25 protein-coding genes and 1 tRNA gene are annotated in these 23,967 nt (G+C 69.0%); 13 read left to right on the top strand and 13 right to left on the bottom strand.

Annotated features, from left to right (window positions below; translation table 11 throughout):
- Window positions 1-76: 76 nt before the first annotated feature.
- The 3 genes from IEY12_RS00290 (at window position 77) to IEY12_RS00300 (ending at window position 2,614) form a co-directional block, all read left to right on the top strand.
- Window positions 77-1,189, top strand: coding sequence for an OBG GTPase family GTP-binding protein (locus IEY12_RS00290; RefSeq protein WP_188876421.1), 1,113 nt, complete (start codon window positions 77-79; stop codon window positions 1,187-1,189).
- 111 nt (window positions 1,190-1,300) lie between these two features.
- Window positions 1,301-1,780 carry a DUF8050 family protein gene (locus IEY12_RS00295; RefSeq protein WP_188876423.1) on the top strand — a complete coding sequence of 160 codons (480 nt, stop codon included), beginning with the start codon at window positions 1,301-1,303 and terminating at the stop codon, window positions 1,778-1,780.
- Between the two features lie 48 nt (window positions 1,781-1,828).
- On the top strand, window positions 1,829-2,614 hold the full coding sequence (locus tag IEY12_RS00300) for a VOC family protein (protein WP_188876425.1): 786 nt from the start codon (window positions 1,829-1,831) through the stop codon (window positions 2,612-2,614).
- Window positions 2,615-2,736: 122 nt separating this feature from the next.
- Here the strand turns inward: IEY12_RS00300 and IEY12_RS00305 are convergent, their stop codons facing one another.
- Together IEY12_RS00305 and dph5 are read right to left on the bottom strand one after the other, a co-directional pair.
- The gene (locus tag IEY12_RS00305; protein ID WP_188876427.1) at window positions 2,737-3,012 is read right to left on the bottom strand and encodes a PadR family transcriptional regulator; all 276 of its coding nucleotides are present in this window, start codon (window positions 3,010-3,012) and stop codon (window positions 2,737-2,739) included.
- Between the two features lie 104 nt (window positions 3,013-3,116).
- Window positions 3,117-3,917: a diphthine synthase gene (dph5, locus tag IEY12_RS00310; protein ID WP_188876428.1), complete on the bottom strand. Its 801-nt coding sequence runs from the start codon at window positions 3,915-3,917 to the stop codon at window positions 3,117-3,119.
- A gap of 91 nt (window positions 3,918-4,008) precedes the next feature.
- Here dph5 and IEY12_RS00315 point away from each other — a divergent pair, with 91 nt between their 5' ends.
- Both IEY12_RS00315 and IEY12_RS00320 read left to right on the top strand, forming a co-directional pair.
- Complete coding sequence (locus tag IEY12_RS00315) at window positions 4,009-5,064, top strand: class I SAM-dependent methyltransferase (RefSeq protein ID WP_188876430.1); 1,056 nt, start codon at window positions 4,009-4,011, stop codon at window positions 5,062-5,064.
- 124 nt (window positions 5,065-5,188) lie between these two features.
- Window positions 5,189-5,261: transfer RNA gene (locus IEY12_RS00320), tRNA-Thr, on the top strand.
- Between the two features lie 843 nt (window positions 5,262-6,104).
- Here the strand turns inward: IEY12_RS00320 and IEY12_RS00325 are convergent.
- From IEY12_RS00325 to IEY12_RS00335, 3 genes are all read right to left on the bottom strand, one after another.
- On the bottom strand, window positions 6,105-7,358 hold the full coding sequence (locus tag IEY12_RS00325) for an orc1/cdc6 family replication initiation protein (protein ID WP_188876432.1): 1,254 nt from the start codon (window positions 7,356-7,358) through the stop codon (window positions 6,105-6,107).
- A gap of 426 nt (window positions 7,359-7,784) precedes the next feature.
- On the bottom strand, window positions 7,785-8,801 hold the full coding sequence (locus IEY12_RS00330; RefSeq protein ID WP_188876435.1) for a lamin tail domain-containing protein: 1,017 nt from the start codon (window positions 8,799-8,801) through the stop codon (window positions 7,785-7,787).
- A 113-nt stretch (window positions 8,802-8,914) separates the two neighbouring features.
- Window positions 8,915-11,038 carry a M61 metallopeptidase family protein gene (locus IEY12_RS00335; RefSeq protein WP_188876437.1) on the bottom strand — a complete coding sequence of 708 codons (2,124 nt, stop codon included), beginning with the start codon at window positions 11,036-11,038 and terminating at the stop codon, window positions 8,915-8,917.
- A 163-nt stretch (window positions 11,039-11,201) separates the two neighbouring features.
- On the opposite strand from IEY12_RS00335, the gene srp19 reads away from it, so the two are divergent.
- The 5 genes from srp19 to IEY12_RS00360 all read left to right on the top strand — a co-directional run bounded on the left by srp19 (window position 11,202) and on the right by IEY12_RS00360 (window position 15,082).
- Window positions 11,202-11,483, top strand: coding sequence for a signal recognition particle subunit SRP19 (gene srp19 / locus IEY12_RS00340; RefSeq protein ID WP_188876439.1), 282 nt, complete (start codon window positions 11,202-11,204; stop codon window positions 11,481-11,483).
- The gene (locus IEY12_RS00345) at window positions 11,480-11,704 is read left to right on the top strand and encodes an H/ACA ribonucleoprotein complex subunit GAR1 (RefSeq protein WP_123076602.1); all 225 of its coding nucleotides are present in this window, start codon (window positions 11,480-11,482) and stop codon (window positions 11,702-11,704) included. Before srp19 ends, IEY12_RS00345 begins: the two co-directional genes overlap by 4 nt.
- 72 nt (window positions 11,705-11,776) lie before the next feature.
- Entirely contained in the window at window positions 11,777-12,796 is a 1,020-nt protein-coding gene (locus IEY12_RS00350; RefSeq protein ID WP_188876441.1) for a presenilin family intramembrane aspartyl protease PSH, read from the top strand.
- A gap of 116 nt (window positions 12,797-12,912) precedes the next feature.
- Window positions 12,913-13,755, top strand: coding sequence for a glutamate 5-kinase (proB, locus tag IEY12_RS00355; RefSeq protein WP_188876442.1), 843 nt, complete (start codon window positions 12,913-12,915; stop codon window positions 13,753-13,755).
- Window positions 13,748-15,082, top strand: a complete 1,335-nt coding sequence (locus tag IEY12_RS00360) for a glutamate-5-semialdehyde dehydrogenase (RefSeq protein WP_188876444.1) — start codon at window positions 13,748-13,750, stop codon at window positions 15,080-15,082. The genes proB and IEY12_RS00360 overlap by 8 nt, the downstream gene beginning before the upstream one ends.
- Before the next feature lie 62 nt (window positions 15,083-15,144).
- On the opposite strand, the gene IEY12_RS00365 is transcribed toward IEY12_RS00360, so the two are convergent.
- The 4 genes from IEY12_RS00365 to IEY12_RS00380 form a co-directional block, all read right to left on the bottom strand.
- Window positions 15,145-16,143 (bottom strand): ornithine cyclodeaminase family protein, encoded by a 999-nt coding sequence (locus tag IEY12_RS00365; protein WP_188876446.1) that lies wholly within the window; start codon window positions 16,141-16,143, stop codon window positions 15,145-15,147.
- A gap of 43 nt (window positions 16,144-16,186) precedes the next feature.
- Window positions 16,187-16,447: a DUF8015 family protein gene (locus IEY12_RS00370; protein WP_188876448.1), complete on the bottom strand. Its 261-nt coding sequence runs from the start codon at window positions 16,445-16,447 to the stop codon at window positions 16,187-16,189.
- Window positions 16,448-16,570: 123 nt separating this feature from the next.
- The gene (locus tag IEY12_RS00375; protein ID WP_188876450.1) at window positions 16,571-16,978 is read right to left on the bottom strand and encodes a DUF3054 domain-containing protein; all 408 of its coding nucleotides are present in this window, start codon (window positions 16,976-16,978) and stop codon (window positions 16,571-16,573) included.
- Window positions 16,979-17,001: 23 nt separating this feature from the next.
- Window positions 17,002-17,622: a class I SAM-dependent methyltransferase gene (locus IEY12_RS00380; RefSeq protein WP_188876452.1), complete on the bottom strand. Its 621-nt coding sequence runs from the start codon at window positions 17,620-17,622 to the stop codon at window positions 17,002-17,004.
- A gap of 60 nt (window positions 17,623-17,682) precedes the next feature.
- On the opposite strand from IEY12_RS00380, the gene IEY12_RS00385 reads away from it, so the two are divergent.
- The 3 genes from IEY12_RS00385 (at window position 17,683) to IEY12_RS00395 (ending at window position 19,574) form a co-directional block, all read left to right on the top strand.
- A complete protein-coding gene (locus IEY12_RS00385; RefSeq protein WP_188876455.1) occupies window positions 17,683-18,261 on the top strand; it encodes a GNAT family N-acetyltransferase in 579 nt (192 codons plus the stop codon).
- Window positions 18,262-18,285: 24 nt separating this feature from the next.
- Complete coding sequence (gene fen / locus IEY12_RS00390; protein WP_188876458.1) at window positions 18,286-19,269, top strand: flap endonuclease-1; 984 nt, start codon at window positions 18,286-18,288, stop codon at window positions 19,267-19,269.
- Window positions 19,270-19,334: 65 nt separating this feature from the next.
- The gene (locus IEY12_RS00395) at window positions 19,335-19,574 is read left to right on the top strand and encodes a BolA/IbaG family iron-sulfur metabolism protein (protein ID WP_188876460.1); all 240 of its coding nucleotides are present in this window, start codon (window positions 19,335-19,337) and stop codon (window positions 19,572-19,574) included.
- A 72-nt stretch (window positions 19,575-19,646) separates the two neighbouring features.
- On the opposite strand, the gene IEY12_RS00400 is transcribed toward IEY12_RS00395, so the two are convergent.
- Genes IEY12_RS00400 through IEY12_RS00415 form a run of 4 tightly spaced genes read right to left on the bottom strand, consistent with a single transcriptional unit; the run spans window position 19,647 to window position 23,903 of the window.
- Window positions 19,647-20,783, bottom strand: a complete 1,137-nt coding sequence (locus IEY12_RS00400) for an ABC transporter ATP-binding protein (protein ID WP_188876462.1) — start codon at window positions 20,781-20,783, stop codon at window positions 19,647-19,649.
- Between the two features lie 4 nt (window positions 20,784-20,787).
- Window positions 20,788-21,657: a carbohydrate ABC transporter permease gene (locus IEY12_RS00405; RefSeq protein WP_188876464.1), complete on the bottom strand. Its 870-nt coding sequence runs from the start codon at window positions 21,655-21,657 to the stop codon at window positions 20,788-20,790.
- Window positions 21,654-22,628, bottom strand: a complete 975-nt coding sequence (locus IEY12_RS00410; RefSeq protein WP_188876466.1) for a carbohydrate ABC transporter permease — start codon at window positions 22,626-22,628, stop codon at window positions 21,654-21,656. Before IEY12_RS00410 ends, IEY12_RS00405 begins: the two co-directional genes overlap by 4 nt.
- Window positions 22,629-22,634: 6 nt before the next feature.
- Window positions 22,635-23,903 (bottom strand): ABC transporter substrate-binding protein, encoded by a 1,269-nt coding sequence (locus IEY12_RS00415; protein ID WP_229870797.1) that lies wholly within the window; start codon window positions 23,901-23,903, stop codon window positions 22,635-22,637.
- Window positions 23,904-23,967: the final 64 nt, after the last annotated feature.

Genomic DNA, 23,967 nt, shown 5'->3' on the forward strand with positions numbered 1-23,967 from the left:
AACGTGTCGAAGTTCGCGACTGCACGCGGGGGACCGGACGAAAGTGCTTTCCGGCGAGACGGCCCAGTTCCGGGTAATGGGACTGGAGGAGGAGATCGAGGAACTCGAAGAGGAGATCGCCGACACTCCGTACAACAAGTCGACGGAGGCCCATATCGGCCGGCTGAAGGCGAAGCTCTCCGAGAAGAAGGAGAAGCTCGAGCAGCAACAGTCCGGCTCGGGCGGTGGCGGCGGCTACTCCGTCAAACAGCACGGCGACGCCACCGTCGCGCTCGTCGGCTTCCCCTCCGTCGGCAAGTCCACGCTCGTGAACGCGCTCACGAACGCCGGCAGCGAGGTCGGCGCGTACGAGTTCACGACGCTCGACGTCAACCCCGGGATGCTGAAGTATCGCGGCGCGGACATCCAGATCCTCGACGTCCCCGGGCTCATCGAGGGCGCGGCGGGCGGGCGCGGCGGCGGGCGCGAAGTCCTCTCCGTCATCCGGTCCGCGGACCTCGTCGTCTTCGTCCTCTCAGCCTTCGAAATCGACCAGTACGACCGGCTCTACGACGAACTCTACGACAACAAGATCCGCCTCGACACCGAGCCACCGCACGTCCGCATCTCGAAGAAGATCAAGGGCGGCATCGACGTGAACACCTCGGGCGACCTCGAACTCGACAACGACACCGTCCGGGAGGTGTTGCGCTCGCAGGGCTACGTGAACGCGGACGTCACCATCCGCGGGAACCCGGACGTGGACGAGCTCGTCGACGGCGTGATGGCCAACCGCGTCTACCTCCCCTCCCTGACGGTCGTGAACAAGGTCGACCTCATCGAGCCCTCCTACGCGGAGACCGTCAAGAGCGAGCTCCGCGAGCGAGACATCGACCCCGACGAGGCGGTGTTCATCAGCGCGCACGAGGAGCGCGGCCTCGACGCGCTGAAAGACCGGCTGTGGAGCGAACTCGACCTCATCCGAGTCTACATGGACAAACCGGGTCGCGGCGTCGACTACGACGAGCCGCTCGTGTTGCGTCGCGGCGAGACGGTGGACGACGCGCTCGACCGACTCGGCGGCGACATGGACGACCGCTTCCGTTTCGCACGCGTCTCCGGCCCGTCCGCGAAGCACGACGACCAGCAGGTCGGGCGCGACCACGTCCTCGAGGACGAGGACGTCCTCCGCCTCATCGTGCGGCGCTGACACCGCGTCCTCCGTTCTCCCTCCCCCGAGCGCCGCGTTTCCCGCTCGACCACCCCGTTCCGTTCGCGGAGACCGAAAGACCCTCACTCGACGCGCCGCACTCTCTTCGATATGTCCACGCGCCGCCCACTCCGACGTCTCCTCGTCCTCGTCGCCGTCGGGTTACCGCCGTGGACGGTGATCCAGTGGTCGAGCGGCACGGGCGCGAACGGCTACGGCGCCTACTTCGCGTACGGCATCGGCGACGTCGCGGGGCCGCTCGGGCCGCACTTCACGCCCCTCCCGACGTACGTCTCGCAAGCCGTCCTGAACGCCTATTGGCTCCAGGCGTGGCCGACGGCGGCGTTCCTCTACGGGTGTGCGCTCGCGAGCGCCGCGCTCGCGCTCGTCGGACGCGAGGACCGGCGCGTGACTGCGGGCCTGCTGGCGATGGCCGGCGCGAGCGCGGGCCTGCACGCGACCGGACTCGTCGTCCACAACGCCCGTCTCGCCGTCCTTCCGCTCGGAACGCTCCTCCTGTGGACCGCCGCGCTCGCGCTCTACCGCGACGCCCTCCGGCGGCTCATCTTCGTCCGGCCGGAGTCCACTTAATCGGCCGCCTCCGGTACGCTTACCTCCCGCGCGGTACACCACTCGCCCATGAGCGAGAGCGACCACGTGCTCGACCACGTGATGATCCGCGTCGGCGACCTCGAGGAATCGCTGGACTGGTATCGGACGCACCTCGACTACGTCGAGTATTCGCGCTGGGAGGCCGACACGTTCACGAACGTGAAGCTCGGCCCCGAGGACATGAGCGCGGACGGCGCGCTCCTCGAACTCACGTACAACCACGGCGTCTCCGAGTACGAGATGGGCGACGCGTGGGGACACATCGCGGTGCGCGTCGAGGACGTCGAGGAGGCGTACGCGGAGCTGATGGACGAGGGCGTCGAGGACTACCGACCGCCCGAGGAGAACCCCGGCTACGCGTTCGTGAAGGACCCGGACGGCCACGAGATCGAGATCGTCGAGCGCGACCACGGTGCGAAGTGGAGCCTCGACCACACGATGATCCGCGTCGAGGACGCGGACGAAGCCATCGGCTACTGGGCGCGCAAGTGGGAGTACGAGCCCGCGGGCCGCTGGGAGTCCGACACGTTCGCGAACTACTTCATGGCCCCGCAGGGCGACCACGAGGACGCCATGACCGTCGAACTCACCTACAACTACGACGGCCGCGAGTACGAACTCGGCGACGCGTGGGGCCACCTCGCCGCGCGCGTCGGCGACCTCGAGGAGGGCTGGAAGTCCCTGATGGAGCGCGAGTCCGAGGACTACCGCGATCCCGAGTCCTGCGACTGGAACTACGCGTTCACGAAGGACCCGGACGGCCACGAGATCGAGGTCGTCACCGCCGACGTCGAGAACCGCGTGGGGGAGTAGGCGGGGCGAGCGGGGCGGGACCCGCCGAACAGCGAACGGGGAGCAACCGCGACCCGTGAGTACCGCGCTCTGCGGTCGGTGGTCACTCGGCGGGCCGATGGGGACTGCCGGCGTGCCTGCGCCTACGGCTCGATGTGTGAGCGAACCCAGTTCGTCTGGCGCTCGAGCCACTCGCGACCGGCGTCGGTCATGACGTAGGCGTTCGTTCGGCCGTCCGCGTGGTGTTTCTCGACGAAGCCGCGTTCGCAGAGCGAGTCGAGGTGGTGGTAGAGTTGCTCGCTGCGAATCGTGGCGTCGTGATACTCCTCCAGTTCCCGTTTGATGTCCTGCCCGCACGGGTCGCCGTAGTCGGCGACAAGGACGAGCATCTCGCGCTGCAGGGCGTGGAGCGTCCGCATCGACTACTGGATAGCCCCGCGTCGTAATCAACCTGTTGCGACTGGCGGCATTTCCGGGCCCCGCGAACCCCGCTAAATACGGTAGCGTGTGACAGTGTGTCGAATTACTCGGGGAGGAGGTCGTCGGGAGCGCCGGCGAGACCGGCGAGGGCGTCGGCCTCGACGTGGTGGAGGTCGCCCGGGACGACGAGCATGTGGAGGGGGGCACCGAACGACTCGTCGGCGAGGCGGTCGAGGCGGTCGGCGCGCACCACGGGGTCGGGGCTGCCGGCGCGCGCGACGACGACGCCGAGCGCGTCCGGGTCCCACGCCTCCGCGAGCAGGCCCGCCGCGTAGTCCGCGCTCATGTACTCCTCGAAGTCGGGGTCCTCGCCCTCGGGCCCGCGTCCGACCTTGATGTCGAGGTAACAGAGCGTGTGGAGTCCGCGTTCGCGGTTGTCCTCGAGCGTCGCGATGACCGAGTCGGGAACGACGTCCGCGCCGTGCGCCCACTCGAAGGGGAGCGTCGTCGCCTTCCCGAAGCGGTAGTTCTGGAGTCCCGTGAGCGACGAGGCCGCGGACTCGGCCGTCGGCGCGTGGATCACGCGCGTCTCGATGCCGCGCTCGTGCGCGCGGAGTCGGAGGTCGACGTGCGTCGTCGAGATCATGGTGTCGCCGGCGGTGAGGAAGACGGCGTCACCGGCTTCGGCGGCGTCGAGGATCCGCTCGGGGTGCTGTTCGACGCCCGCGCGGTCGCGGACCTCGATATCGGTGTCGTGGTAGGCTTCGAGGTCCGAGACGTCCGCGCCGACGAGATGGCTCGTGTAGAACTCCGCGAACGCCCGGTCCGCGGCGGCGATGGCGTCGCGCCCCTCGACGGTCACCGAGGACTCGTCGTAGAGGCCGAGGCCGACGAACGTGAGCATACGCGTCACTGGGTCGGCGGCGCGGATACGGGTTTCGTTGCGCTCGCGCGCGAACGCCAGCGGTAAGGCCGTCCGCGCCCTTTTCGTTCGCATGCACGCGCCCTGCGTCCGCGTCCCGACCGACGCGGGCGAGCGGACCCGCAAGCGCCTCGCGGACGCCGACCTCGTCGACGAGACGCTCGATATCGCCGTCGCGGACGGCAGCCTCTATATCCCGGTGAGCGACCGTGAGGCCGTCCCGGACGACCTCGCAGTCGTCGAGCACGACGTCCCCGAGCGCGAGACGCAGACGACGCCCGCCGACCTGCTGGGCTTCGAGCCGTCCTACGAACGCCTCGGCGACGTCGTCATCCTCGACGAGGACGACCCGGCGCGCGCCGCCCGCATCGCGGACGCCGTCGTCGAATCGGACGTCCGCGCCCGGAGCGTCGTCGACCGCGCCTCGAAAGTGAAGGGCGAGACCCGCGTGCGCGACTGGGACGTCCTCGCGTTCGAGGGCGACGAGCCGGCATCGCGCTCGCCGACGGCGACCGTCCACCGCGAGTACGGTTGTGAGTTCGCGCTCGACATCGCCGACGTCTACTTCTCGCCGCGGCTCGCGACCGAACGCCACCGCGTCGTCCAGCAGGTGGGCGAGGGCGAGCACGCCTTCGATATGTTCGCCGGCGTGGGCCCCTACGCGATACCGATGGCGAAGGCCGGCGCGGAGGTCGTCGCCACCGACATCAACGAGACCGCCATCGACTACCTCCGCGAGAACGCCGCACGCAACGGCGTCGCCGACCGGATCACCGCCTACGCGGGCGACGTCCGTGACCTCGTCTCGAGCACGGCAGGCGGGGAGCGGGCCGACGGAGGTCGAGAAGCGGTCGAGACGTACGACGGGTGGGCCGACCGCCTCGTCATGAACCTCCCGCACACCGCCGACGAGTTCCTCGACACCGCCGTCGCGCTCGCCGGCGAGGAGTGCGTCCTCCACTACTACGACATCCAGCACGAGGACGACCGCTACGCGCCCGGCGAGGCCGCGATTCGCGCCGCCGCCGAGCCCGAGTACGAGGTGTCCGTCGAGACGCGCCACACCGTCCGCTCCTACGCGCCCCACGAGTACAACGTCTGTCTCGACGTCCGGCTACGGCGAGCCTGAGCGCGCGACCGGGAGCGGGGTCCGTCCCGCCGATGCGATCCGATTCGCAAGCCTTATTTCTCCCATGCGGCTACGAGGTAGTGCACACACGGTGCCTGACGTCGTGGAGGCAGGCATAGTGCGCGCCGGTGTAGCTCAGCTGGCAGAGCGATTCCTTCGTAAGGAATAGGTCGAGGGTTCAAATCCCTCCACCGGCTCTTCTCCGTTTCACCGTCTCTGTTAGCGGCGCCTCCGTCATTCCCGGCTGTTTCTTCGAAACGGTTGCAACAGTAGGGAGTCAGCTCTGCTCAGTGGCGGGCGACGCGTCTCGCAACGACCGGTGCGTTCTCGTGGAAGCCGCTGATGCACCCGCCGTCGACGTGGTCGGACAGATCCGTTGCGGCGAGGGGCGAGACGTGACCAGCACCCACACCCCACCGTTGCAAGTGTTCCATCCATTCTGTCTGGTGGGACGAGCGGGCGGTGGCCCCACACACCACCGCTGCAAGTGTTTCGCGGTGTGCCGGTGGGGGAGGGGATGGGGTGGGTGAGGGATGGGGATGACCGGGGGTGCGAGCCCGACCGTCGGCCGGGGTGGCCGGAAGCGCGACGGGGCCACCGACTAGCTCGTCGGCACGAGTCCGGGGGAGGGGGACACCACCGCTGCAAGTGTTCCGCGACGAGGAGGGGGCCACGGAAATCGGTGGTGACGTCGAGCGCGGACCTCGATGCCGACCGCGGAGCGGCCGACGGGGCGCTGAAGAGGCGTATTACGGTGGACACCGATCACTGCTTGGATTCCGTTCGTTCCCCTGTCTCTTCTCTAGCTAGTTGCTAGCTAGTACTAGTAGTGCTAGTAGTAGCATTTATCACCGGTACACAAAGATTGATTCATATGCTAGATTCGTTACGGCGCACTCCGAGTTCGTCTTGCGTCCTCCGGCCGATTGTCACGGACCCGGGTCCGTTTCTCCGTGTCGAACGCGGGTCGAGAAGATAGTTCGGGTGGTCTCGATGTCTCCGTCGTCGTGTCGGTTGTCCGTCTCGGGGCGGGCGCGTGTTCAGGTCGGGTCGGTCGGATCGAGGAGGCCCTGTCGCTCGGCGGCCGCGCGGAGGTGGTCGGTCTTGAGGTTCTGCGTTATCGCGAGGCCGTCGAGCGTCGTCACGACGGCGTCGACCGCGACACCGAGCTCGTATTCGTAGTACGCGCCGCCGCTACGCCCCTCGTTTCGTTCGTGGCGCTTCAGGATGCCGAGCATCACGAGGTCGGAGAGGTGGGCGTGGAGGCTCCGCATCGCGAGCGGGTCGTGGCCGGTCGCTTCGGCGACCTCCTCGTAGCGGTCGTAGATCGTCTGACGGCGCACCGGCATCTCCTCACCGAACACCGTCAGGTAGGTGATCGTGTAGAGGGTGAGGTGGTCGTGGCTCGTCAGGTCCTTCATCGATTCTTCTATCTGGCGCTTCTCGAGGCGCGAGCGCGCGTCTCGTACGTGCTCCTCGGTGACGCGCCGGTCGTCGCGACGCCGCGCGAGGTCACCTGCCTCGAAGAGGAGATCGAGGGCTTGCCGGGCGCTTCCCCGGTCCTGGGCGGCGAGCGCCGAGCAGAGCGGGACGACGTCCTCGGAGAGCACGCCGTCGCGGAAGGCGAGGTCGGAGCGCTTCTCGAGGATGTTCCGGAGTTCGTTCCCGTCGTAGGGCGGGAAGTGGATCTCGCGCTCGCAGAGCGTGTCCTCGACGCGCGGGTCGAGTTGCTCGCGGAACTTGAAGTCGTTCGAGATGCCGATGATGCCGACTTTGGCGTCGTGGAGGTTCTCGTTCGAGCGGGCACGCGGGATCTGGTAGAGGAGGCTATCGTCGTCGCCGATGTAGTCGATCTCGTCGAGGACGACGAGGATGGTGCCGCCAACCGTCTCCAATTCCTCCCACAGCATGTCGTAGACGGCGTCGCGCGGATAGCCCGTCGTCGAAATCTCCTCGCCGTCCTCGCGGAGCTCGTTCACGAGGTTCACGGCGACGCGGTAGGAGGAGGTGAGGTGCTCGCAGTTGAGGTAGACCGTCGTGATGTCGAGGTCGTCGTAGCGTTCGGCGTCGCGTTCGAGGTGCGAGAGGAGGTACTTCGTGGCCACGGTCTTCCCGACGCCGGTCTTCCCGTAGAGGAAGATGTTGCGGGGTTGTTTACCGTTGATGACGGGTTGGAAGTACGCCTTGTACTCCTCGAGTTCCTCGTCGCGCTCCTCGATGCGCTCCGGTTGGTAGTCATCGCGGAGCACGTCCTCGTCGGCGAAGATGGCGTGCGTCCGCTCGAAGACCGTCATGGACACCGGGTAGTCGCCCCCTTCGGTTAAAACCCACCGATGCGAGTGTTGCGTCTGTTGCACCTGTTGCGTCTGTTGTGCGCGTGGGCCGGTGTGGCGCTGTGCGCCCGCTCCTACCCGTGCCGTCGGGGTGAAACACTTGCAGCGGTGGTGTGTGGGGGTGTCGCGCGTCCGCGTCGGCGACGCGGTGGTTCCCCATTGTCCCCGCCTGTTGCCCACGGGTGCACGGCGGTAGTCGTCCGCCACCCCTGCCCTCGTTCGGCAGAACACTTGCAGTAGTGGTGTGTGGGGGTCACCTGCTCGACCGGCCGCCCCCACTCCCGCCGCTTCGCACCGGAACACTTGCAGCGGTGGTGTGTGTGGGCCACCGTCCATCGGCCCCTCCTGCGTCGCGAAACACTTGCAGCAGTGGTGTGTGGGGGCGGCCTACGCGTACGTGTGGCGCGCGAGTAGGGTGTCGTTCGCCGACCGGACGATGACCGTATCGCCGCCGTTGTTCCAGATCGGCCGCTCGCTCCCCCAGTAGTACTCCTCCGCCGTATCGTCGCCGCTCCCGGTGTGGAGCGTGAGCGACGCACCGGCGTCGAGCGTCGCGCCTGTCGGGAACGTGTAGGTGTGGCCCGCCTCATCCGCGACCGTCGCGCCGCCGAGGTCGATTCCGGCGTCCCCCCCGTTCCGCAGCACGACGTACTCGTCGTTCAGGTTGTCGCCGTCCGGGCCCGCCGCGTCGGCGTGGACGGACGCGACGGCGAGGGGACTCGCGTCGCCTGCGGTGTCGGTCGACGTGCGGTCCTCCGTTCCGTCGTCGGTAGCTCCGCCGTCAGCCCCGTCAGCCCCGCACTGCCAGAGGCCCGAGCGCGCGTCGTAGGCGGTGTCGGCCGCGTCGAGGAACGTCGCCTTCCGCGAGAAGTCGCTCGCCGTGTAGACGCGCGCGAGGCCGCGCTCGACGAGCGCGTAGTTCTGGTTCGTCCCGTTCGCGTAGACGTACGCGAGCAGGCGGCCGTAGTAGCCACGGCGGTCGGTGTTCGGGTCGAACGCGAGCGTCACCCGCGCGCCGTCGAGGCGCTTCGTGTAGTCGCTCGCGCGGTGTCCCCACGACCGCAGGCAGTCGCGGGTCGCGGACGTGTTCGCCATTCCCCGGAACTCCGCCGGCGTGTTCCGCACCCACACCTCCGGGGTGTCGACGCCGACGAGTCGGACGGTCTCCGTTGTCCCGTTCGCCAGTCGGACGTCCACCGTGTCGCCGTCCGCGACGTCGACGACCGTCGCGTTCAGCGTCTCGCCTTGCGGTGCGAGCGCCGTGTCGTTCGCGCCCGCGCCAGTCACTCCGGTGCTCCGCGTCGCGTCCGTCCCGCCCGTCGCCGGCGGCGACCCGACCGCGCCACAGCCCGCGAGCGCGCAGAGGGCGCAGAGGGCGACCGCGAGAAGCGTCCGTCTGTTCACTCCCGGTCGTTCTGCCGCGTGAGCCTTAACCCCCCGGCTATCGGCCGCTCGTCTCACCCGCCGCCTCGCCTCGTTCACACCCGATCGTGGCGTCGCTCGTCCGCGCGGCACCCTCAATCGCGCCACCGCCGCCGAGTCGCCATCGCGAGCACGACGCCGATGAGGACGCCGAGAACGCCCGTGACGGGCCCGAACCCGGGGACGCCGGGAACGAGGGCGCCGCCGCTCACCTCGACGGTCGCGTTCCGTTCGCCGACGCGGACCGTGTGCGTGCCGCCGGACTCGAACGTCACCGTGAACGTGCCCGTCACCGACTCGTTCGGCGCGAGGTAGGGCGTCCACGTTCCCGTCCGCCGGCCGTCGACGGTGATCGCGTACGTCGCGTTCGCGGGATGCGACGACGGGTTCGCCACCTCGACGGTCACTCCGACCGGCTGACTCGCGTTCACCGCGCTCCGGTTCAGCGAGAGCGAGCGAACCACCGGCGTCGCCGGACGCGCCACCTCGATCTCGATCTCGCGATAACCGAGGTCGAGGACGTAGTCGTCGGCCTCCGTGAGCGTCGCGTCGAGCGAGACGCGCGTCGACGCACCGCCGTCCAGTCGCCCGCCCGCCTCCGCGACGACGGTGCCGTTCCGACGGAGCGTCGCCTCGTACGCCCCGGCGTGCTCGCCGTGGTTCGTGACCGTCGCGTTCAGGACGAGCGTCTCGCCGGTCGCGAGCGTCGTCGTCCCCGTCGCCACGTCGAGCGACGCGTTCCGCCACGGCCCGTGCGCCGCGAGCGCGTCGCCGTCAAGTGCGAACGCCATGCGCGGCGGGGACTCACCGAACGCCCGCTCGTGCGCGGCGTATGACCACGCCTCGGGGGCGGCGTCCGTCCCCGTGTAGCGCGCGGCGGCGTCGCGCGTCGCGCTGTCACCGGCGGCCGCGACGGCGTCGAGGAACTCCGCCTGCGTGACCCTGTCGTCGTCCGCGTTCATGTGCGCGAGCACGGTGTCGAAGCTGTGCTCGGCGTCCGTCGCCGTGCGTATCCGCCGGTCGAGAGTACCGACGACGAGCGCGCCCTTCAGGTAGTTCGCGAGGCCGCGCCACGTCGTCGGCTCGGCGAGCACCGCGCCCGCGTACGGGTCACGCGTCCCGCGCGCGAGGTACGACCGGAACTCCTCGTACGTGATGCGGCCCTGTTGGAGCGTGAGGAGGCCGGCGTAGTACTCCGCGCCGCCCTCGAGCGTCCACTTCGTCGCGTTCGTCGGCGTGTACGCCTGCCGCGTGTGGACGTACTCGTGGAGCCAGACGTTCTCCGGGGCGTCGAGTCGGCTGTCGGCGCGCACCCACGCGTCGCTTCCGCCGTACTCGAGACCGGACGGCCCCCAGTTCACGCTCGTCGGCGCGGCGACGATGCGGACTTCGGCGTCGCGCGCCCCGCCCGTCATCGCGCCGGAGGCGTCCGCGAGCGCGTCGAGCACCGACTCGGGGGACTCGCGAAGCGACGCGGCGGCGGGCACGACGAGGCGGAGGCGCTGGCCGTGCGCGCGGCGCTCGTAGGTCTCGTGCGGGCCGAGGTACGCCATCGCGTTCCCGGCGACACCGGACCCGTCGACGGCCGTCCGCCGCTCGAGACCGACGTGCTCGACGCCGCGCCACGACCAGTGCGTGCCGAACTGGGGGATGGGGGTTATCGCCCACGCCCCCGTGTCGACGAACGAGTATCCCCCGTCGTCGCTCGCGGCGCCGTCGGCGGCGTCAGCCGTGCGACTCCGAACTCCCCCGTCGCGACTGGCCGTCACCGCCATCCCGTCCCGCCCCGGCGCGTTCACCACACCCTCGGTGCGCGCGCTGTGTGGTCCCGTGACCGTCACGCCGCCGTCTCGTTCTCTCACCGTGTCGAGCGCACGGCTCCCGGTGAAGGTCCGGTTCGCGGGCACGCGGAGCGTGATCGACGGCGACCCCGTCTCACCGTCCCACTCGTAGCTGTTCGCGCTCGTGTGCGTGAACCCCGAGGTGGCCGTGACGCGCTGGCTGGACGGCACCGTGACGCTGAGCGCGGTGACGCTCTCCGGCACGTCGTAGCGGACGGTCGCCGTGATTTCGCCCGCCGTCTCCGGTGTGAGCGAGAGCGTCGTCGTCTGCGTGATCGTCGAGGTATGCGACGCCCGCGCGGCGTCAGCGCCGACACCGACCCCGGCGACCGACGCACAGACGAGGAGGAGCACGAGAGTGAGCGCGCGTGTCCGCATACCGGGAGGTGTCGAACGGGACCGGGAAAGGAGTACCTACTCGCCGCTCCCCCTCGGCGCCACGGTCACTCGCGTATCGCGTGCGCCCCCGCTCGCGTCTTCGCGGTGGCGGGGCCACCGCGGTGTCCGACACGCTTTACCCATCACGTCGGCTAGCGGGCGTATGGTCGAGAACGTCATCTGGCCCGCCTACTTCGACGCGACGCTCTCCCGTCGCGAGGGCCGCCGCGTCCCCCTCTCGCTCGCCGTCGAGGAGCCGACGGTGGACGAGGTCGCGAAGGCCGTCGGACAGGTCGGCTACGACGCCGTCATCGAGCGCGAGAAGGCCTACCCCCGGCAGGGCTGGACGGAGTCCGGGCGCGTCCTCGTGAAGGACGCCGACGACGCCGGGAAGTCCGACCTCCTGCAGGCCGTCGGCGCCTACGTGACGACGCTCCGCGAATGAAGCGCGCGGGCGACGTCGTCCGGAGCGCGCAGGGTCTCGCCATCGTCCGCTGCCCCGACGAGGAGCACCCGGATATCGGTGCGGAAGTCGTGGACGAACGTCTCAGCGACGTCGGGCGCGTCGTCGACGTCTTCGGCCCCGTCGAGCGACCCTACCTCGCAGTCACGCCGGACTCGGGCACCCCCGCCGACCTCCTCGGCGCGAAGCTCTACACGCGATAGCGCGCTTCCGCGCTCCGGCGGCGCGCTCTCGAACCCGAAAGGGCGAAGGCGCGCGCGCCAGACGTCACGCCCATGGACCAACGCACGGGCGTGCTCGCCGCCTGCGGGGGCATCTTCCTCACCTTCCTCGCGATACAGGTCGGCGCGCTCGCACTCGTCGAGCCGTTCAAGCAAGCGGGCTATCAGACCGTTCAGGACCCGCAGAACCCCGCGAACAGCGCGCTCTACTTCGGCGTCCTCCTCGTCGCCACCGGCGCCATCCTCGCCGCGCTGAAGTACGGCGGCGAGCAGGTCCTCCGGGCGTTCATCCTCCTCACCGGCGCAATGATCACGGTGTACGTCGTCAGCGTCCTCCCCGCGCTCTCCCTCGCGGGCGTGAACGTCCTCCCGTGGGCGGCCGCCGCCCTCCTGGTCGTCGCGCTCCTCGCCTACCCCGAGTGGTGGGTCATCGACCTCGCCGGGGTCGTGATGGGCGTCGGTGCCGCCGCGCTCTTCGGCATCAGCTTCGGCATCCTCCCCGCCATCGTCCTCCTCGTCGCGCTCGCCGTCTACGACGCCATCAGCGTCTACGGAACCGAGCACATGCTCACGCTCGCCTCCGGCATCGTCGCGCTCAAGCTCCCCGTCCTCCTCGTCTACCCCACCACTCGGGAGTTCTCCTTCCGCGAGCGTGCCGCCGAAGTCGCCGCCGAAGAAGCGGACGACGACGCCGAGACGGACCCGGACGAGGAAGCCGTCGACGTGACCGAGGCAGGTGACGAACCCGAGGGTGAGGCGGAGACGCACGGCGAGACGGGCCGCGACAGCATCATGATCGGCCTCGGGGACGCCGTCATGCCGACCATCATGACCGCCTCCGCGGCGTTCTTCCTCACCGACGTCCCCACCGTCCTCGGGGTGGCGCTCCCCGCCGTCACCGCGCTCGTCGGGACGATGATCGGGCTCTTCTTCCTCCTCCGAATGGTCCTCGAGGGCCGCGCGCACGCCGGCCTCCCGCTCCTCAACGGCGGCGCGATTCTGGGGTATCTGGTCGGCGCGCTCGCCTCCGGGTTGTCCGTCGTCGCCGCGCTCGGCCTCGGCGCCTACGTCTGAGCGGCGGCCCGAGACCGTAGACCCGTGGGGGAACCAAAGGGTGTATGTCGGACTCGGCCCCTTTGCGGTGACAATGACGAACACGAGTCGCACCACGACCAGCGAGGTGGCGGGGCGTGTCTGAGGCCCGCAACGCGAACGCGGATGCCGAGCGGGCGCGGGCGCTCGCCGCGGACGCCGAGCGCGTCGTCGTGAAGGCGGGGACGAACTCGCTCACGGACGCGGAGTCGAACCTCGACGACGACAAACTCGACACGCTCGTCGACGACATCGCGGCGCTCCGCGCGCGCGGCAAGGAAGTCCTGCTCGTCTCCTCGGGCGCCGTGGGTGCCGGTCTGGGAATGATGGCGCTCGAGGAGGACCGCGAGACCGTCGAGGAGACCCAAGCGCTCTCCACCATCGGGCAGGGCCGCCTGATGCATCGCTACACGGAGAGCTTCGCGCGCTACGACACGCAGGTCGCCCAGCTCCTCCTTACCCAGCACGACCTCGAAGACCCCGAGCGCTACACGAACCTCCAGAACACCATCGAGACGCTCTTCGAGTGGGGCGTGGTCCCCATCGTGAATGAGAACGACGCCGTCGCGACCGAGGAGGTCCGCATCGGCGACAACGACATGCTCTCCTCGTCGCTCGCGGTCGGCATCGATGTCGACCTCCTCGTCACGCTCACGGACGTCGGCGGCGTCTACACCGGCAACCCGAAGCACGACGGCGACGCCGAGCGCATCGCCGCCGTCGGCGAGAACTACGACGAGGTCTCTGACCTCGTCGACGAGACGGCGAGCGGCGCGTTCGGCGGCATCCAGACGAAGGTCGAGGGCGCGCGCAAGGTCGCCGAGCACGGCTCTCCCGCGATCATCGCGGCGTCGGAAGCGCCGGACGTCCTCGAGCGCGTCTCCGAGGCCGAACCCGTTGGAACGATATTCCTCCCCGTGGACGGTGTAGACGATGAGTGAGCCATCCACCGAGGCGAAGGTCGGCGCCGCCGAGTCGGCCGCGCTCGACCTCGCGAACGTCTCCGACGAGGCGCGCAGCAACGCGCTGCACGCCATCGCTGACGCCATCGAGGACGCCGAGGACGAGATTCTCGCGGCGAACGAGAAGGACGTCGAAGCGGGCGAGGAGAAACTCGCGGCCGGCGAGTACTCGCAGGCGCTCGTCGACCGCCTGAAGCTCTCGCCGTCGAAGCTCGAGAGCATCACCGAGATGGTTCGGAGCGTCGCGGAGCAGGACGACCCGCTCGGCGAGACCCTCGAAGCGCGACGGCTCGACGACGGCCTCGAACTCTACAAGGTCGGCGTCCCCATCGGCGTCGTCGCCACCGTCTTCGAGTCTCGGCCGGACGCGCTCGTCCAGATCGCCGCGCTCAGCCTCAAGTCCGGGAACGCCGCCATCCTGAAGGGCGGGAGCGAGGCCAGCCACTCGAACCGCGTCCTCTACGAGGTCATCCGCGACGCCACCGAGGGGATGCCCGACGGCTGGGCGCAGCTCATCGAGGCCCGCGAGGACGTCGACCGCCTCCTCGAGATGGACGAGTCGGTCGACCTCGTGATGCCCCGCGGGAGCTCGGCGTTCGTCCAGTACATCCAGGACAACACGAAGATCCCCGTCCTCGGACACACCGAGGGCGTCTGTCACGTCTACGTCGACTCCGAGGCGGACCTCGAGATGGCGGCGGACGTCGCCTACGACGCGAAGGTGCAGTACCCCGCCGTCTGTAACGCCGTCGAGACCCTCCTCGTCCACGAGGCCGTCGCCGACGACTTCCTCCCCGGGATGGTCGAGCGCTACGCGGAGGCGGGCGTCGAACTCCGTGGCGACGAGCGAGTTCGGGACGTCGTCGACGTCGACGCCGCGAGCGAGGCGGACTGGACGCAGGAGTACGGCGACCTCGTGCTCTCGATGAAGGTCGTCGACTCGCTCGACGACGCGGTGAGTCACGTCAACGCGAACGGCTCGAAGCACACCGAGTCCATCCTCACCGAGGACGCCGAGCGCGCGGGCGACTTCATGCGCCGCATCGACGCCGCGTCCGTCTTCCACAACGCCTCTACGCGCTTCGCGGACGGCTACCGCTACGGCCTCGGCGCCGAGGTCGGCATCAGCACGGGGAAGATTCACGCGCGCGGCCCCGTCGGCCTCGACGGCCTCACGACCTACAAGTACTACCTCGAGGGCGACGGCCACCTCGTCGCCTCCTACGCGGGCGAGGACCCGACACCGTTCCTCCACGAGGAGTTCGACGGCGAGTGGGTGCCGGGCCGGCTGAGCCGAACGGAGTGAGGGGCGGCCGGATGAGCGACCGCTGAGCGAAGCGAGGCGGGAGCAGGTCGGGCTCCCCTCTCTTACTCGCCGGTGAGCGCGTCGCTCGCGGGTGCGAAGTCGATGCTCTTCCCGCGCCCGCGCTCGCTCGCGCGCTCGTAGAGCATGTGCGCGGCGGCGACGGTCTCGATGGCGGTGCCGCCGGAGTCGAAGACGGTGATCTCTTCCGCGCTCTCGCGGCCCGCGATGCGGTTGACGATGACGTCCCCGAGTTCGCCGTGGACGTCCTCGTCGTCGACGACGCCCGCTGCCTTCGCGCGGATGAACGATCCGGCGTCGGTGTCGGCGCGCGCTTCGAGGTCGAGGACGTACGTCGCGCGTTCGAGCGTGCGAGCGTCGAGCTCGCGCTTCTCGGGGTCGTACTGGCCCATCGCGGTGACGTGCGTCCCGGGTTCGAGGTGGTCGCCGTCGAAGACCGGCTCCGAGGCGTTCGTGGCGGTGACGACGATGTCCGCGTCCTCGACGGCGGCGGCCGAGGAGGCGACGGCGGCGACGCTCGCGTCGAGGCGCTGGTTCATCGCGCCGGCGAAGTCCTCGCGGTGCTCCTTCGTGGGCGAGTAGACCCAGACCGTTTCGAGGTCGCGGACGGTGTCAATGGCGCGGAGTTGGCCCCGCGCCTGTGCGCCGCTCCCGATGACGGCGAGCGAGGAGGCGTCGTGGCGCGCGAGGACGTCGGTGCCGACGGCGCCCGCCGCCCCGGTCTTGTGGGGGTTCATGCTCGCGCCGTCGATGAGCGCGAGCGGCTCGCCGGACTCGGAGTCGAAGAGGGGGGTCATGAACCAGGCGTCGCGCTCGCCGAAGCCCGCGCCGTACATGTAGCCGCCCATCGCGCCCGTTTCGGGCAGGACGGCGGCGTACGTGGTGAGCATGCCCGGCGGGTCGTCGGTGACGAGCCTCGTCCGTGGCTCTGCCGGCGCGCCCTCGCCGCGCTGGCGGTAGGCGTCGCGGACGGCCGCGACGTAGTCGCCGGGGTCGGCGAGGTCGGAGACGTCGTCACTCGTGAGGAACAGGGCGTCGGTCATACTCCCGCGTTAGGGGAGGGACCGGAAAAGGATTGAGGCGTCGTTAGTCGGCGGCGGGAGCGGGGCTTCCGTCCTCGACGGGACCGACGGGCGCGGCGTGCTGGTACTGGGTGGCGACGGTTGCGTCGGGCGCGTCGTCGACGGGACCGTTGACGAAGAGGGCGTGTCCGACGAGCACGACGGCCACACTACCCGCAACGGGTATCGCGAGCGCCGACTGAAGGCCAGTGAAGTAAAGAGTGGCTGCGACGGCGGCGAACGCGACGGGGATGAGCCCCAGGATGTGGTCGTAATAACTCGTCATAATGTATTGTATACAATGCCCCATAGTCATATAAGTGTTTTCCATAGTTGACTCGTTGCGTATCCATAAGTTATGAGTGTATGAAACAGCGAGACCACGGCGCGAAGAGCGTGACGGCGCCGATTAGCGCCACGTCGCGACGGCGAACGCGAGACCGCGCGCGACGAGCAAGAAGAGCGTGCCGAAAACCGCCACCACGACCGCGAATATCGGGTCGAAGTCGATGGGGAAGAGCCGGCTCGCGAGGAGGGCTTGGGCGAGGGCGTCCGCGACGAGCCACGAGAGCACCGTCCATCCGAGGAGCCCGCGCCACGAGCGCGCTCGCGCGCTGTACGCCCGGAGCGCCGGCGCGACCACCGCCCACGCGCCCACGAACGGCAGGAGGACGCCGACGAGGCGGAGCGGATGCGTCAGGCTGTACGCGAGCATGCTGTGCTGGTACTCGCCGACGAGCACGAACGCGAGTATCGCGGCGGCGTCCGGGAGCGCGAACAACCGGAGCGTCCGCCGGTCCACGTCGAGGAGCGACATACGCGCGGGTTGTCCCGGCGGCGTTAACCGCGTACCGGTTCACCGCGCTCTCGCCTCTCCCGCGAGTCGCGCTCCGCTCGCTCCGTCGGCTTTATCCCCACGAGCGCGTACGCGAACCCCGCTTCGAGCGCGTGCACGCCGAGGCCCGCCCCGGCGAGGACGGCGGCCAGTTCGCCTCGCGCGTAGAACGTCGAGTCGAATCCCGCGGCGTGCTCGGCCGCGACGAGCGCGCGCCCGAGCGGCCCGCGCGGGTCGTAGTCGCACGCGACCAGCACGCCGCCCGGCCGGAGCACGCGCGTCGCCTCCCCCACCGCCGCCGGCGCGTCGAGGTGGTGGAGCGCGTCCGTCACCACGACCGCGTCGACGCTCCCGGTCGCGACCGGGAGGCGCGTCGCGTCACCCCGCACGACGGGGAGGCCCTTCGCGCGCGCCTCGCGGAGCATCCCCGCGGCGGCGTCGAGCACCGTCACGTCGTAGCCGGGGAGCGCGGCGGCCGTCCGGCCCGTCCCGCCCGCGAGGTCCAGCACGCGCTCGACGTCCCGCTCCGCGTACGCGAACCCCGACGCGACGTCCGGGCGCGGGATGGCGCCCTCGAACCGGTCGTAGACGGCCGCCAGCCGATCGAAGCGCGCGACGTCAGCCATACGCACCCGTCGCACGCCATCACAGTAGTACCTAAGGCCGTCCGGGCGCTTCGACGACGCGTGCAGTTCGCCGTCCTCGGAGCGCCCCCTGACGCCCCCCGAATCCGCCTCGACTGGCGGCGCTTTCGCTACGCCGGGAAGTTCGTCACGCGCGACGCCGGGAAAGCCGTCGCCGTCGAGGACGGCGTCCTCGAGCGGGCGGACTGGCCGCCGGACGCCCGGGACGCCGAAGCCGAGGGCGTCCTCGGCGCCGTCTCGTTCAGTCCCTCCCGCGACGACGCCGACACCGCAGTCCTCCGCTACGTCACCGTGCGCGACGACCGGCGCGGCGACGGCATCGGCGCGCGCCTCTGCGCGTTCGCCGCCGACCGTCTTCTAGGGATGCACGACCGCGTCCGAATCGACGTCAACAACCCCTACGCCTACGAGGCCGCGTACAAGGCCGGGTTCGGCTACACCGGCGAGCGCGTCGGGCGCCACGAACTCGTCCTCGAACGGCCCTGTGCGGCGCGCGCCGCGAACTACGCCGCGGGACTCGACGCCTACCGGGAGCGCGACCTCACGCCCGACGAGGTCGCCTTCCTCGACGCGCGCGACGGTCCGCCGGACGTCGTGGATGCCCCGGAAGGCGAGCGTTAAGGCCCGCCGGCCGGTAGCGACCCCATGGGAAACGCGGACCTCCGCCAGCTCGCGGCGATCGAGGAGGTCGCCTTCGACGAGTTGGACGGTGACGTCGTCGCCGTCGACGCGCACAACTGGCTCTACAAGTACCTCACCACGACCGTTCGCTTCACTCGCGACGACGCCTACACGACGAGCGAGGGCGTCGAGGTCCCGAACCTCATCGGCGTCGTGCAGGGCCTCCCGAAGTTCTTCGAGAACGACCTCACGCCGGTCTTCGTCTTCGACGGCCGCGTCGTCGGCCTCAAGGACGAGGAAGTCGAGGAGCGCCGCGCGGAGCGCGAGAAACGCGAGGAACGCCTCGAAGAAGCCCGCGAGGCCGGTGACGCCCTCGAGGTCGCGCGCCTCGACTCGCAGACCCAGCGCCTCACCGACACCATCCACGAGACGACGCGCGAACTCCTCTCGCTCCTCGACGTCCCGGTCGTCGAAGCGCCCGCCGAGGGCGAAGCGCAGGCCTCCTACATGGCGCGGACGGACGACGACGTCGACTACGTCGGGAGCGACGACTACGACTGCCTCCTGTTGGGCGCGCCCGTCACCCTCCGCCAACTCACGAGCTCGGGCGCCGTCGAGCGCATGGACTTCGCGGCCACCCTCGAGGAGCACGACGTGACGTGGGAGCAACTCGTCGACGTCGGCATCCTCTGCGGAACGGACTTCAACGACGGCCTCTCGGGGTACGGCCCGAAAACGGCACTCCGGGCGGTGACGGAGCACGGCGACCTCTGGGGCGTCCTCGACGCCGAGGACGCCTACATCGACGACGCCGACCGCATCCGCGACCTCTTCCTCGACCCGGACGTCACGGACGACTACGACTACGACGAGTCCGTCGACCCGGATCTCGACGCCGCGCGCGACTACCTCACCGAGGAGTGGGAGATCCCCGCCGGGGAGACTGACCGTGCCTTCGAGCGCATCGAGGAGTCGCTCACGCAGACGGGCCTCGACGACTGGCTATAGGCAGCCCGCCCACGCCCTGCACCGCCTCCGCGTCCCTTTTACTCTCCCGCCCCCACTCTCGACGTATGGAACCCGAGGACGTCGAGACACTCATCGAGGAGGCACTGCCGGAGAGCACAGCGGACGTCTTCCGCGCGCGCGGCGAGCACGACGACGACCACCTCGCCGCCGAGGTCACCTCGCCCGCCTTCGAGGGCGAGACCATCGTCGACCAGCACCAGATGGTCTACGACGCGCTCGGCGACGCGATGACGACGGACATCCACGCGCTCGAACTGACGACGAAGACGCCCGACGAGGAGTAAGCGACCCGGGCGGGACGCGCGGCTCCACGGCTATCGTCGGACTCCAGAAACGAGAAGCGCGAGCGCTGTCCGCTACAGCGTGAGGTCTGCGGTTTCGTCGTCGAACTCGCGGTTGCGGAGCGCCTCCCCCGTGTGCCGGTCGAAGAAGTGAACGGCCTGCTCGGGGATGCGCGCGACGACGTCGTCGTCCGCCTCGACCGGTGCACGGCCGTCGACGTTCGCGATGAACGTCTCACCCTCGTGGGCGTCCGGGAGGTTGAGGTAGACGTTGTTCTCGTCGCCCATCGGCTCGACGACGTCGACCGTGACGGGGATGTCGTGGTCGGATTCGACGTCACCGACGATTTCGACGTCCTGCGGGCGAATCCCGAGGACGAGTTCGTCCGACGTGAGCTTCTCGCGGACCGACTCGCTCACCGCGTAGTTGAGGCCGTCGCCGACGACGGATTCGCCCTGCAGGTCGACGTCGAAGAAGTTCATCGACGGCTCGCCGATGAACCCCGCGACGAACTGGTTCGCGGGCGTGTGGTACGCTTCGAGCGGCGTCGCGACCTGCTGGAGGACGCCGTCGTTCAGGATGGCGATGCGGTCGCCCATCGTCATCGCCTCCGTCTGGTCGTGCGTCACGTAGACCGTCGTGGTGTCGAGGTCCTCCTGGAGGCGCTGGAGCTCCGTGCGCATCTGTGCGCGGAGCTTCGCGTCGAGGTTCGAGAGCGGTTCGTCCATGAGGAAGACCTCGGGTTCGCGGACGATGGCGCGCCCGAGCGCGACGCGCTGCTGCTGGCCGCCCGAGAGCTCGGAGGGCTTGCGGTCCAAGAGGTCCTTGATGCCCATAGTCGCCGTCGCGGATTCGACGCGTTCGGAGATTTCCTCGTCGGAGAGGTCCGTGGACTCCTCGAGCCCGAAGCTCATGTTCTCCCGCACGGTCATGTGCGGGTAGAGCGCGTAGGACTGGAACACCATCGCGATGTCCCGGTCGCGGGGCTTGGCCTCGTTGACGCGGCGGTCGCCGATGCGGAGTTCGCCGTCAGTGATGCTCTCGAGGCCGGCGATCATCCGCAGTGTCGTGGACTTCCCACACCCCGAGGGGCCGACGAGTACGAGGAATTCGCCGTCGTCGATGTCGATGCTGGCGTCGTCGACGGCGACGATCGTCTGACCGTCGTCGTCGAAGTGTTTCGTGATGTTGTCGAGTTCGAGTCGAGCCATAGTGTCAGGTAGCCACCCCCTTCGCGAACTGTTCGCCGAACAGGACGTAGACGATGATCGTCGGGAGTGCGGCGACGAACGCGCCAGCCATGCGGATGCCGAAGCCGACCTCGGAGAGGCTCGCACCGAGCTGGCTGAGCGGCACCGTCACGGGTGCGCCCGCGCCGGGGCCGACGAGCACGAGTGCGAACAGGAGGTCGTTCCAGATCTGCGTGAACTGGTAGATGAGCGTCACGGCGAACATCGGCACGGAGAGGGGGAGGATGATGCGCCGATAGATGCGGTGCGTGGTCGCGCCGTCGATGCGCGCGGCCTCCACCATCTCGTCGTTGAAGTCCTTGTAGTACGTGCGGAACAGCAGCGTACAGATGGGGATGCCGTAGGCGACGTGCGTGATGATGAGGCCGATCAGGTCGCCGACCCATCCCTGAAGGCCGACGATGCCCACGAGGTCGCTGATCGGGACGATGGACGCCCAGAACTTCGAGAGCGGGATGAGGACGGCCTGATACGGGATGAAGATGCCCGCGATGAAGAGCATGAGCACGGGGACCTGATAGCGCCAGTCGAGCGTCGTCAGGCCGTAGGCGGCCATGCTCCCGAGGAGCGCGGAGAGGATCGTCGCCGGGATGGCGAGGATCAGGCTGTTCATCAGCCCGCCCGCGAGCGCGTTCGCGGCGCGCGTCCAGTGGATGGTCGTGAACCCGCCGGGCGCGGGCGGGAGGAACGGTGCGGTGGCGAGCACGTCTGCCTTGATGGACGCCATCAGCCCCGTCCAGAGGGGCATCAGGTAGAAGACCACCAGGAGGACGAGGACGGCGTAGAGCGCCGTCCGCCGCCAGCTATCGCCGGTGAGAGGGGTCGTGTCTGTCATAGTTCACCTGCGCGGTACTGGTAGAGGAGGTACGGTGCGATGATGACGAGCGCGAGCGCGAACAGCATGATCCCGATCGCCGCCGCGTACGCGCGGTTGTTCGCGACGAACGCCTGTCGGACCATCATCGTCGCGAGGATGTCGGAGCCCTTCGGCGGGTAGTAGCTCCCGGTGAGCGAGTAGAGGAAGTCGAACGCCTTCAGCGCGAACACCATCAGGACGACGGACGCGCTGATCGTCGCGCCCTTCAGCTGGGGGACGATGACGCGCCAGTACATCCGGAGGGTGCTCGCGCCGTCGACGCGCGCGGCCTCGAACTGCTCGGTCGGGATCGCTCGCAGGCCCGCGAGGTAGACGACCATCGCGTAGCCGCTGAACTGCCAGATGAGCGCGAAGACGACGGCGCCGAGGACGAGCTGGGGGTTCGCGATCCACTCGTAGGGGCCCAGCCCGACGACGCCGAGGATGATGTTGATCAGCCCGTTCTGCTCGTTGTACATCCAGAGCCAGAACTGGGCGGTGACCACGAACGAGAGCGCCATCGGCAGCAGGTAGATGGTTCGGAAGGTGTTCTCGTAGCGGATCCCTTGATCGACGAGGATCGCCACGAGCATTCCGACGACGAGACAGAGCAACGTGAACGCGATGAGGAGCGCGAACGTGTTCTGGAGCGCGCCGAGGAAGACCGGGTCGCCGAACGCCCGCGTGTACATCTCGAAGTCGAGGTTCGCGTAGTTCGGCACCGCGAAGCCCGTGGTGTTCGTGAGGCTCAGGAAGAAGTTCCAGACGATCGCCCCGTAGACCGCCAGCCCCATGAGTACGAACGGCGGCAGCCAGTAGGGGAGCGAGGAGGTGAACTCGTCGCTGAGGAACCCCTCGGAGCGGGAGGTCGTGGCGACCTCGCCGCCGTCGGTGCGGGCTCGCTTCCGGCGGAGCGCGCGCCGGACGAACGTCGCTAGCTTTCCACGCATCGCTCGTTAGTTGCTGAACGCGTCCACGAACGCCTGCGCGGTCTTCTCCGCTGCGGAGTCCGTGTATCCGGAGTAGTTCTGGCTGATCGCGGTCTTGAGGTCGCTGAGGACTCCCGGCGTGGTGGCGAGGCCGTGCGCGACGCTCGGCGGCTGCGATTTGGAGCTCTGGAAGTCGCTGTACTGGTTCGTCTGGAACTCGCTGAACTCGTCCATGGGGACGTCGCTACGCGGCGGGATGGAGCCCTTCTCCGTGTTGAAGCGGACCTGCGCGTCCTTCGAGCCGACGTAGGTGAGCCACTTCTCCGTCGCCTCGGGCGACGGGTTGTTCGCCGGGTACGTCCACGAGTCCATGTTGAGCGAGTAGAGCCCGTCCGTCCCGGGGAAGACCGCCTGGTTCCAGTCGGTCTTGTACTCGAAGTCCTCGGTGCCGGAGTACATGCCGGCGGCCCAGTCGCCCTGGTGGAAGAAGCCCGCCCCACCGTTGATGATGAGGTTGTTGGCTTCCTGCCAGCCGACGGTGCCGGCGTCGCTGTTGAAGTACTCGCTGTACTCGTTGATGGTCTTGAAGGCGTCGGCGATGGGGCCGGCCTCGGCCTCGCCCGCGACGAAGTCCTGGTAGGTGTCCCAGCCGGCCTGCCCGAGGTAGACGGCCGCCCAGAGCTGGAGCGTCGTCCACGGGGACTGACTGGACTGGGCCATCCCGATGGCGTCCGTGTTCTCTTCCACCTTCTGCAGGGCGGCGGTGAGGTCGCTCGGCGTCTCGATGGACGCGACGTCGACCCCGGCCTCGTCGATGACCTGCTGGTTGTAGAAGAGGTTGTTCATCCGGTGGATGTTCGTCGGGACGGCGACGTACGTTCCGGCGGGCTTGGCGGCGTCCTTCGGCCCTTGGAGGTACGCCTCCTTCATGTTGTTCTGGCTCCAGACGGACTCCTCGATGTCGCCGAGGAGGTCGGCGTCGGTGAACTGGATGAGGTTCTTGCCGGGCCACTCCGCCCACGAACTGGGCGGGTTGTTGTTACCGAGGCGCGTGTTGATGCGCGTGTTGAGGCTGGTGTTCCCGCCGCCGCCGATGGCCTTGTCGTTCACCGTGACGTCCGGGTAGGCCTCCTTGAAGCCCTCGAGCATGCTGTCGAAGGCGGCCGCCCCGTCGCCGCCGCTCCAGCCGTGGAGGATTTCGAGTTCGTTCGACCCGCCGCTGCCGCCGTTAGTACAGCCCGCGAGGGCCGCGACGCCAGTCGCGCCCGCTGCGGTCAGATACCGGCGCCGCGTCATCGAGCTGTCAGTGTTTTTGTCTGTCATAGGCTTCCGTTTCCGTCCTCTACTCCGTCTCTCGGGT

The sequence above is a fragment of the Halarchaeum grantii genome (assembly GCF_014647455.2).
Classification (GTDB): Archaea; Halobacteriota; Halobacteria; order Halobacteriales; family Halobacteriaceae; genus Halarchaeum; species Halarchaeum grantii.

Excerpts from the sequence above, each read along its gene's own strand:
- dph5 (WP_188876428.1), bottom strand. The coding sequence starts at position 3,917 with ATGCTCACGTTCGTCGGCCTCGGCCTCTACGACGAGTCCTCGGTGACC.
- IEY12_RS00335 (WP_188876437.1), bottom strand. The coding sequence starts at position 11,038 with ATGCGGACACGCGCGCTCACTCTCGTGCTCCTCCTCGTCTGTGCGTCG.
- IEY12_RS00290 (WP_188876421.1), top strand. The coding sequence starts at position 77 with ATGGGACTGGAGGAGGAGATCGAGGAACTCGAAGAGGAGATCGCCGAC.
- IEY12_RS00405 (WP_188876464.1), bottom strand. The coding sequence starts at position 21,657 with ATGACAGACACGACCCCTCTCACCGGCGATAGCTGGCGGCGGACGGCG.
- IEY12_RS00325 (WP_188876432.1), bottom strand. The coding sequence starts at position 7,358 with ATGACGGTCTTCGAGCGGACGCACGCCATCTTCGCCGACGAGGACGTG.
- IEY12_RS00380 (WP_188876452.1), bottom strand. The coding sequence starts at position 17,622 with ATGGCTGACGTCGCGCGCTTCGATCGGCTGGCGGCCGTCTACGACCGG.
- IEY12_RS00370 (WP_188876448.1), bottom strand. The coding sequence starts at position 16,447 with ATGACGAGTTATTACGACCACATCCTGGGGCTCATCCCCGTCGCGTTC.
- IEY12_RS00365 (WP_188876446.1), bottom strand. The coding sequence starts at position 16,143 with ATGACCGACGCCCTGTTCCTCACGAGTGACGACGTCTCCGACCTCGCC.
- srp19 (WP_188876439.1), top strand. The coding sequence starts at position 11,202 with ATGGTCGAGAACGTCATCTGGCCCGCCTACTTCGACGCGACGCTCTCC.
- IEY12_RS00400 (WP_188876462.1), bottom strand. The coding sequence starts at position 20,783 with ATGGCTCGACTCGAACTCGACAACATCACGAAACACTTCGACGACGAC.
- IEY12_RS00300 (WP_188876425.1), top strand. The coding sequence starts at position 1,829 with ATGAGCGAGAGCGACCACGTGCTCGACCACGTGATGATCCGCGTCGGC.
- IEY12_RS00410 (WP_188876466.1), bottom strand. The coding sequence starts at position 22,628 with ATGCGTGGAAAGCTAGCGACGTTCGTCCGGCGCGCGCTCCGCCGGAAG.
- IEY12_RS00415 (WP_229870797.1), bottom strand. The coding sequence starts at position 23,903 with ATGACGCGGCGCCGGTATCTGACCGCAGCGGGCGCGACTGGCGTCGCG.
- IEY12_RS00350 (WP_188876441.1), top strand. The coding sequence starts at position 11,777 with ATGGACCAACGCACGGGCGTGCTCGCCGCCTGCGGGGGCATCTTCCTC.
- IEY12_RS00360 (WP_188876444.1), top strand. The coding sequence starts at position 13,748 with ATGAGTGAGCCATCCACCGAGGCGAAGGTCGGCGCCGCCGAGTCGGCC.
- fen (WP_188876458.1), top strand. The coding sequence starts at position 18,286 with ATGGGAAACGCGGACCTCCGCCAGCTCGCGGCGATCGAGGAGGTCGCC.
- IEY12_RS00375 (WP_188876450.1), bottom strand. The coding sequence starts at position 16,978 with ATGTCGCTCCTCGACGTGGACCGGCGGACGCTCCGGTTGTTCGCGCTC.
- IEY12_RS00295 (WP_188876423.1), top strand. The coding sequence starts at position 1,301 with ATGTCCACGCGCCGCCCACTCCGACGTCTCCTCGTCCTCGTCGCCGTC.
- IEY12_RS00315 (WP_188876430.1), top strand. The coding sequence starts at position 4,009 with ATGCACGCGCCCTGCGTCCGCGTCCCGACCGACGCGGGCGAGCGGACC.
- IEY12_RS00395 (WP_188876460.1), top strand. The coding sequence starts at position 19,335 with ATGGAACCCGAGGACGTCGAGACACTCATCGAGGAGGCACTGCCGGAG.
- IEY12_RS00305 (WP_188876427.1), bottom strand. The coding sequence starts at position 3,012 with ATGCGGACGCTCCACGCCCTGCAGCGCGAGATGCTCGTCCTTGTCGCC.
- IEY12_RS00345 (WP_123076602.1), top strand. The coding sequence starts at position 11,480 with ATGAAGCGCGCGGGCGACGTCGTCCGGAGCGCGCAGGGTCTCGCCATC.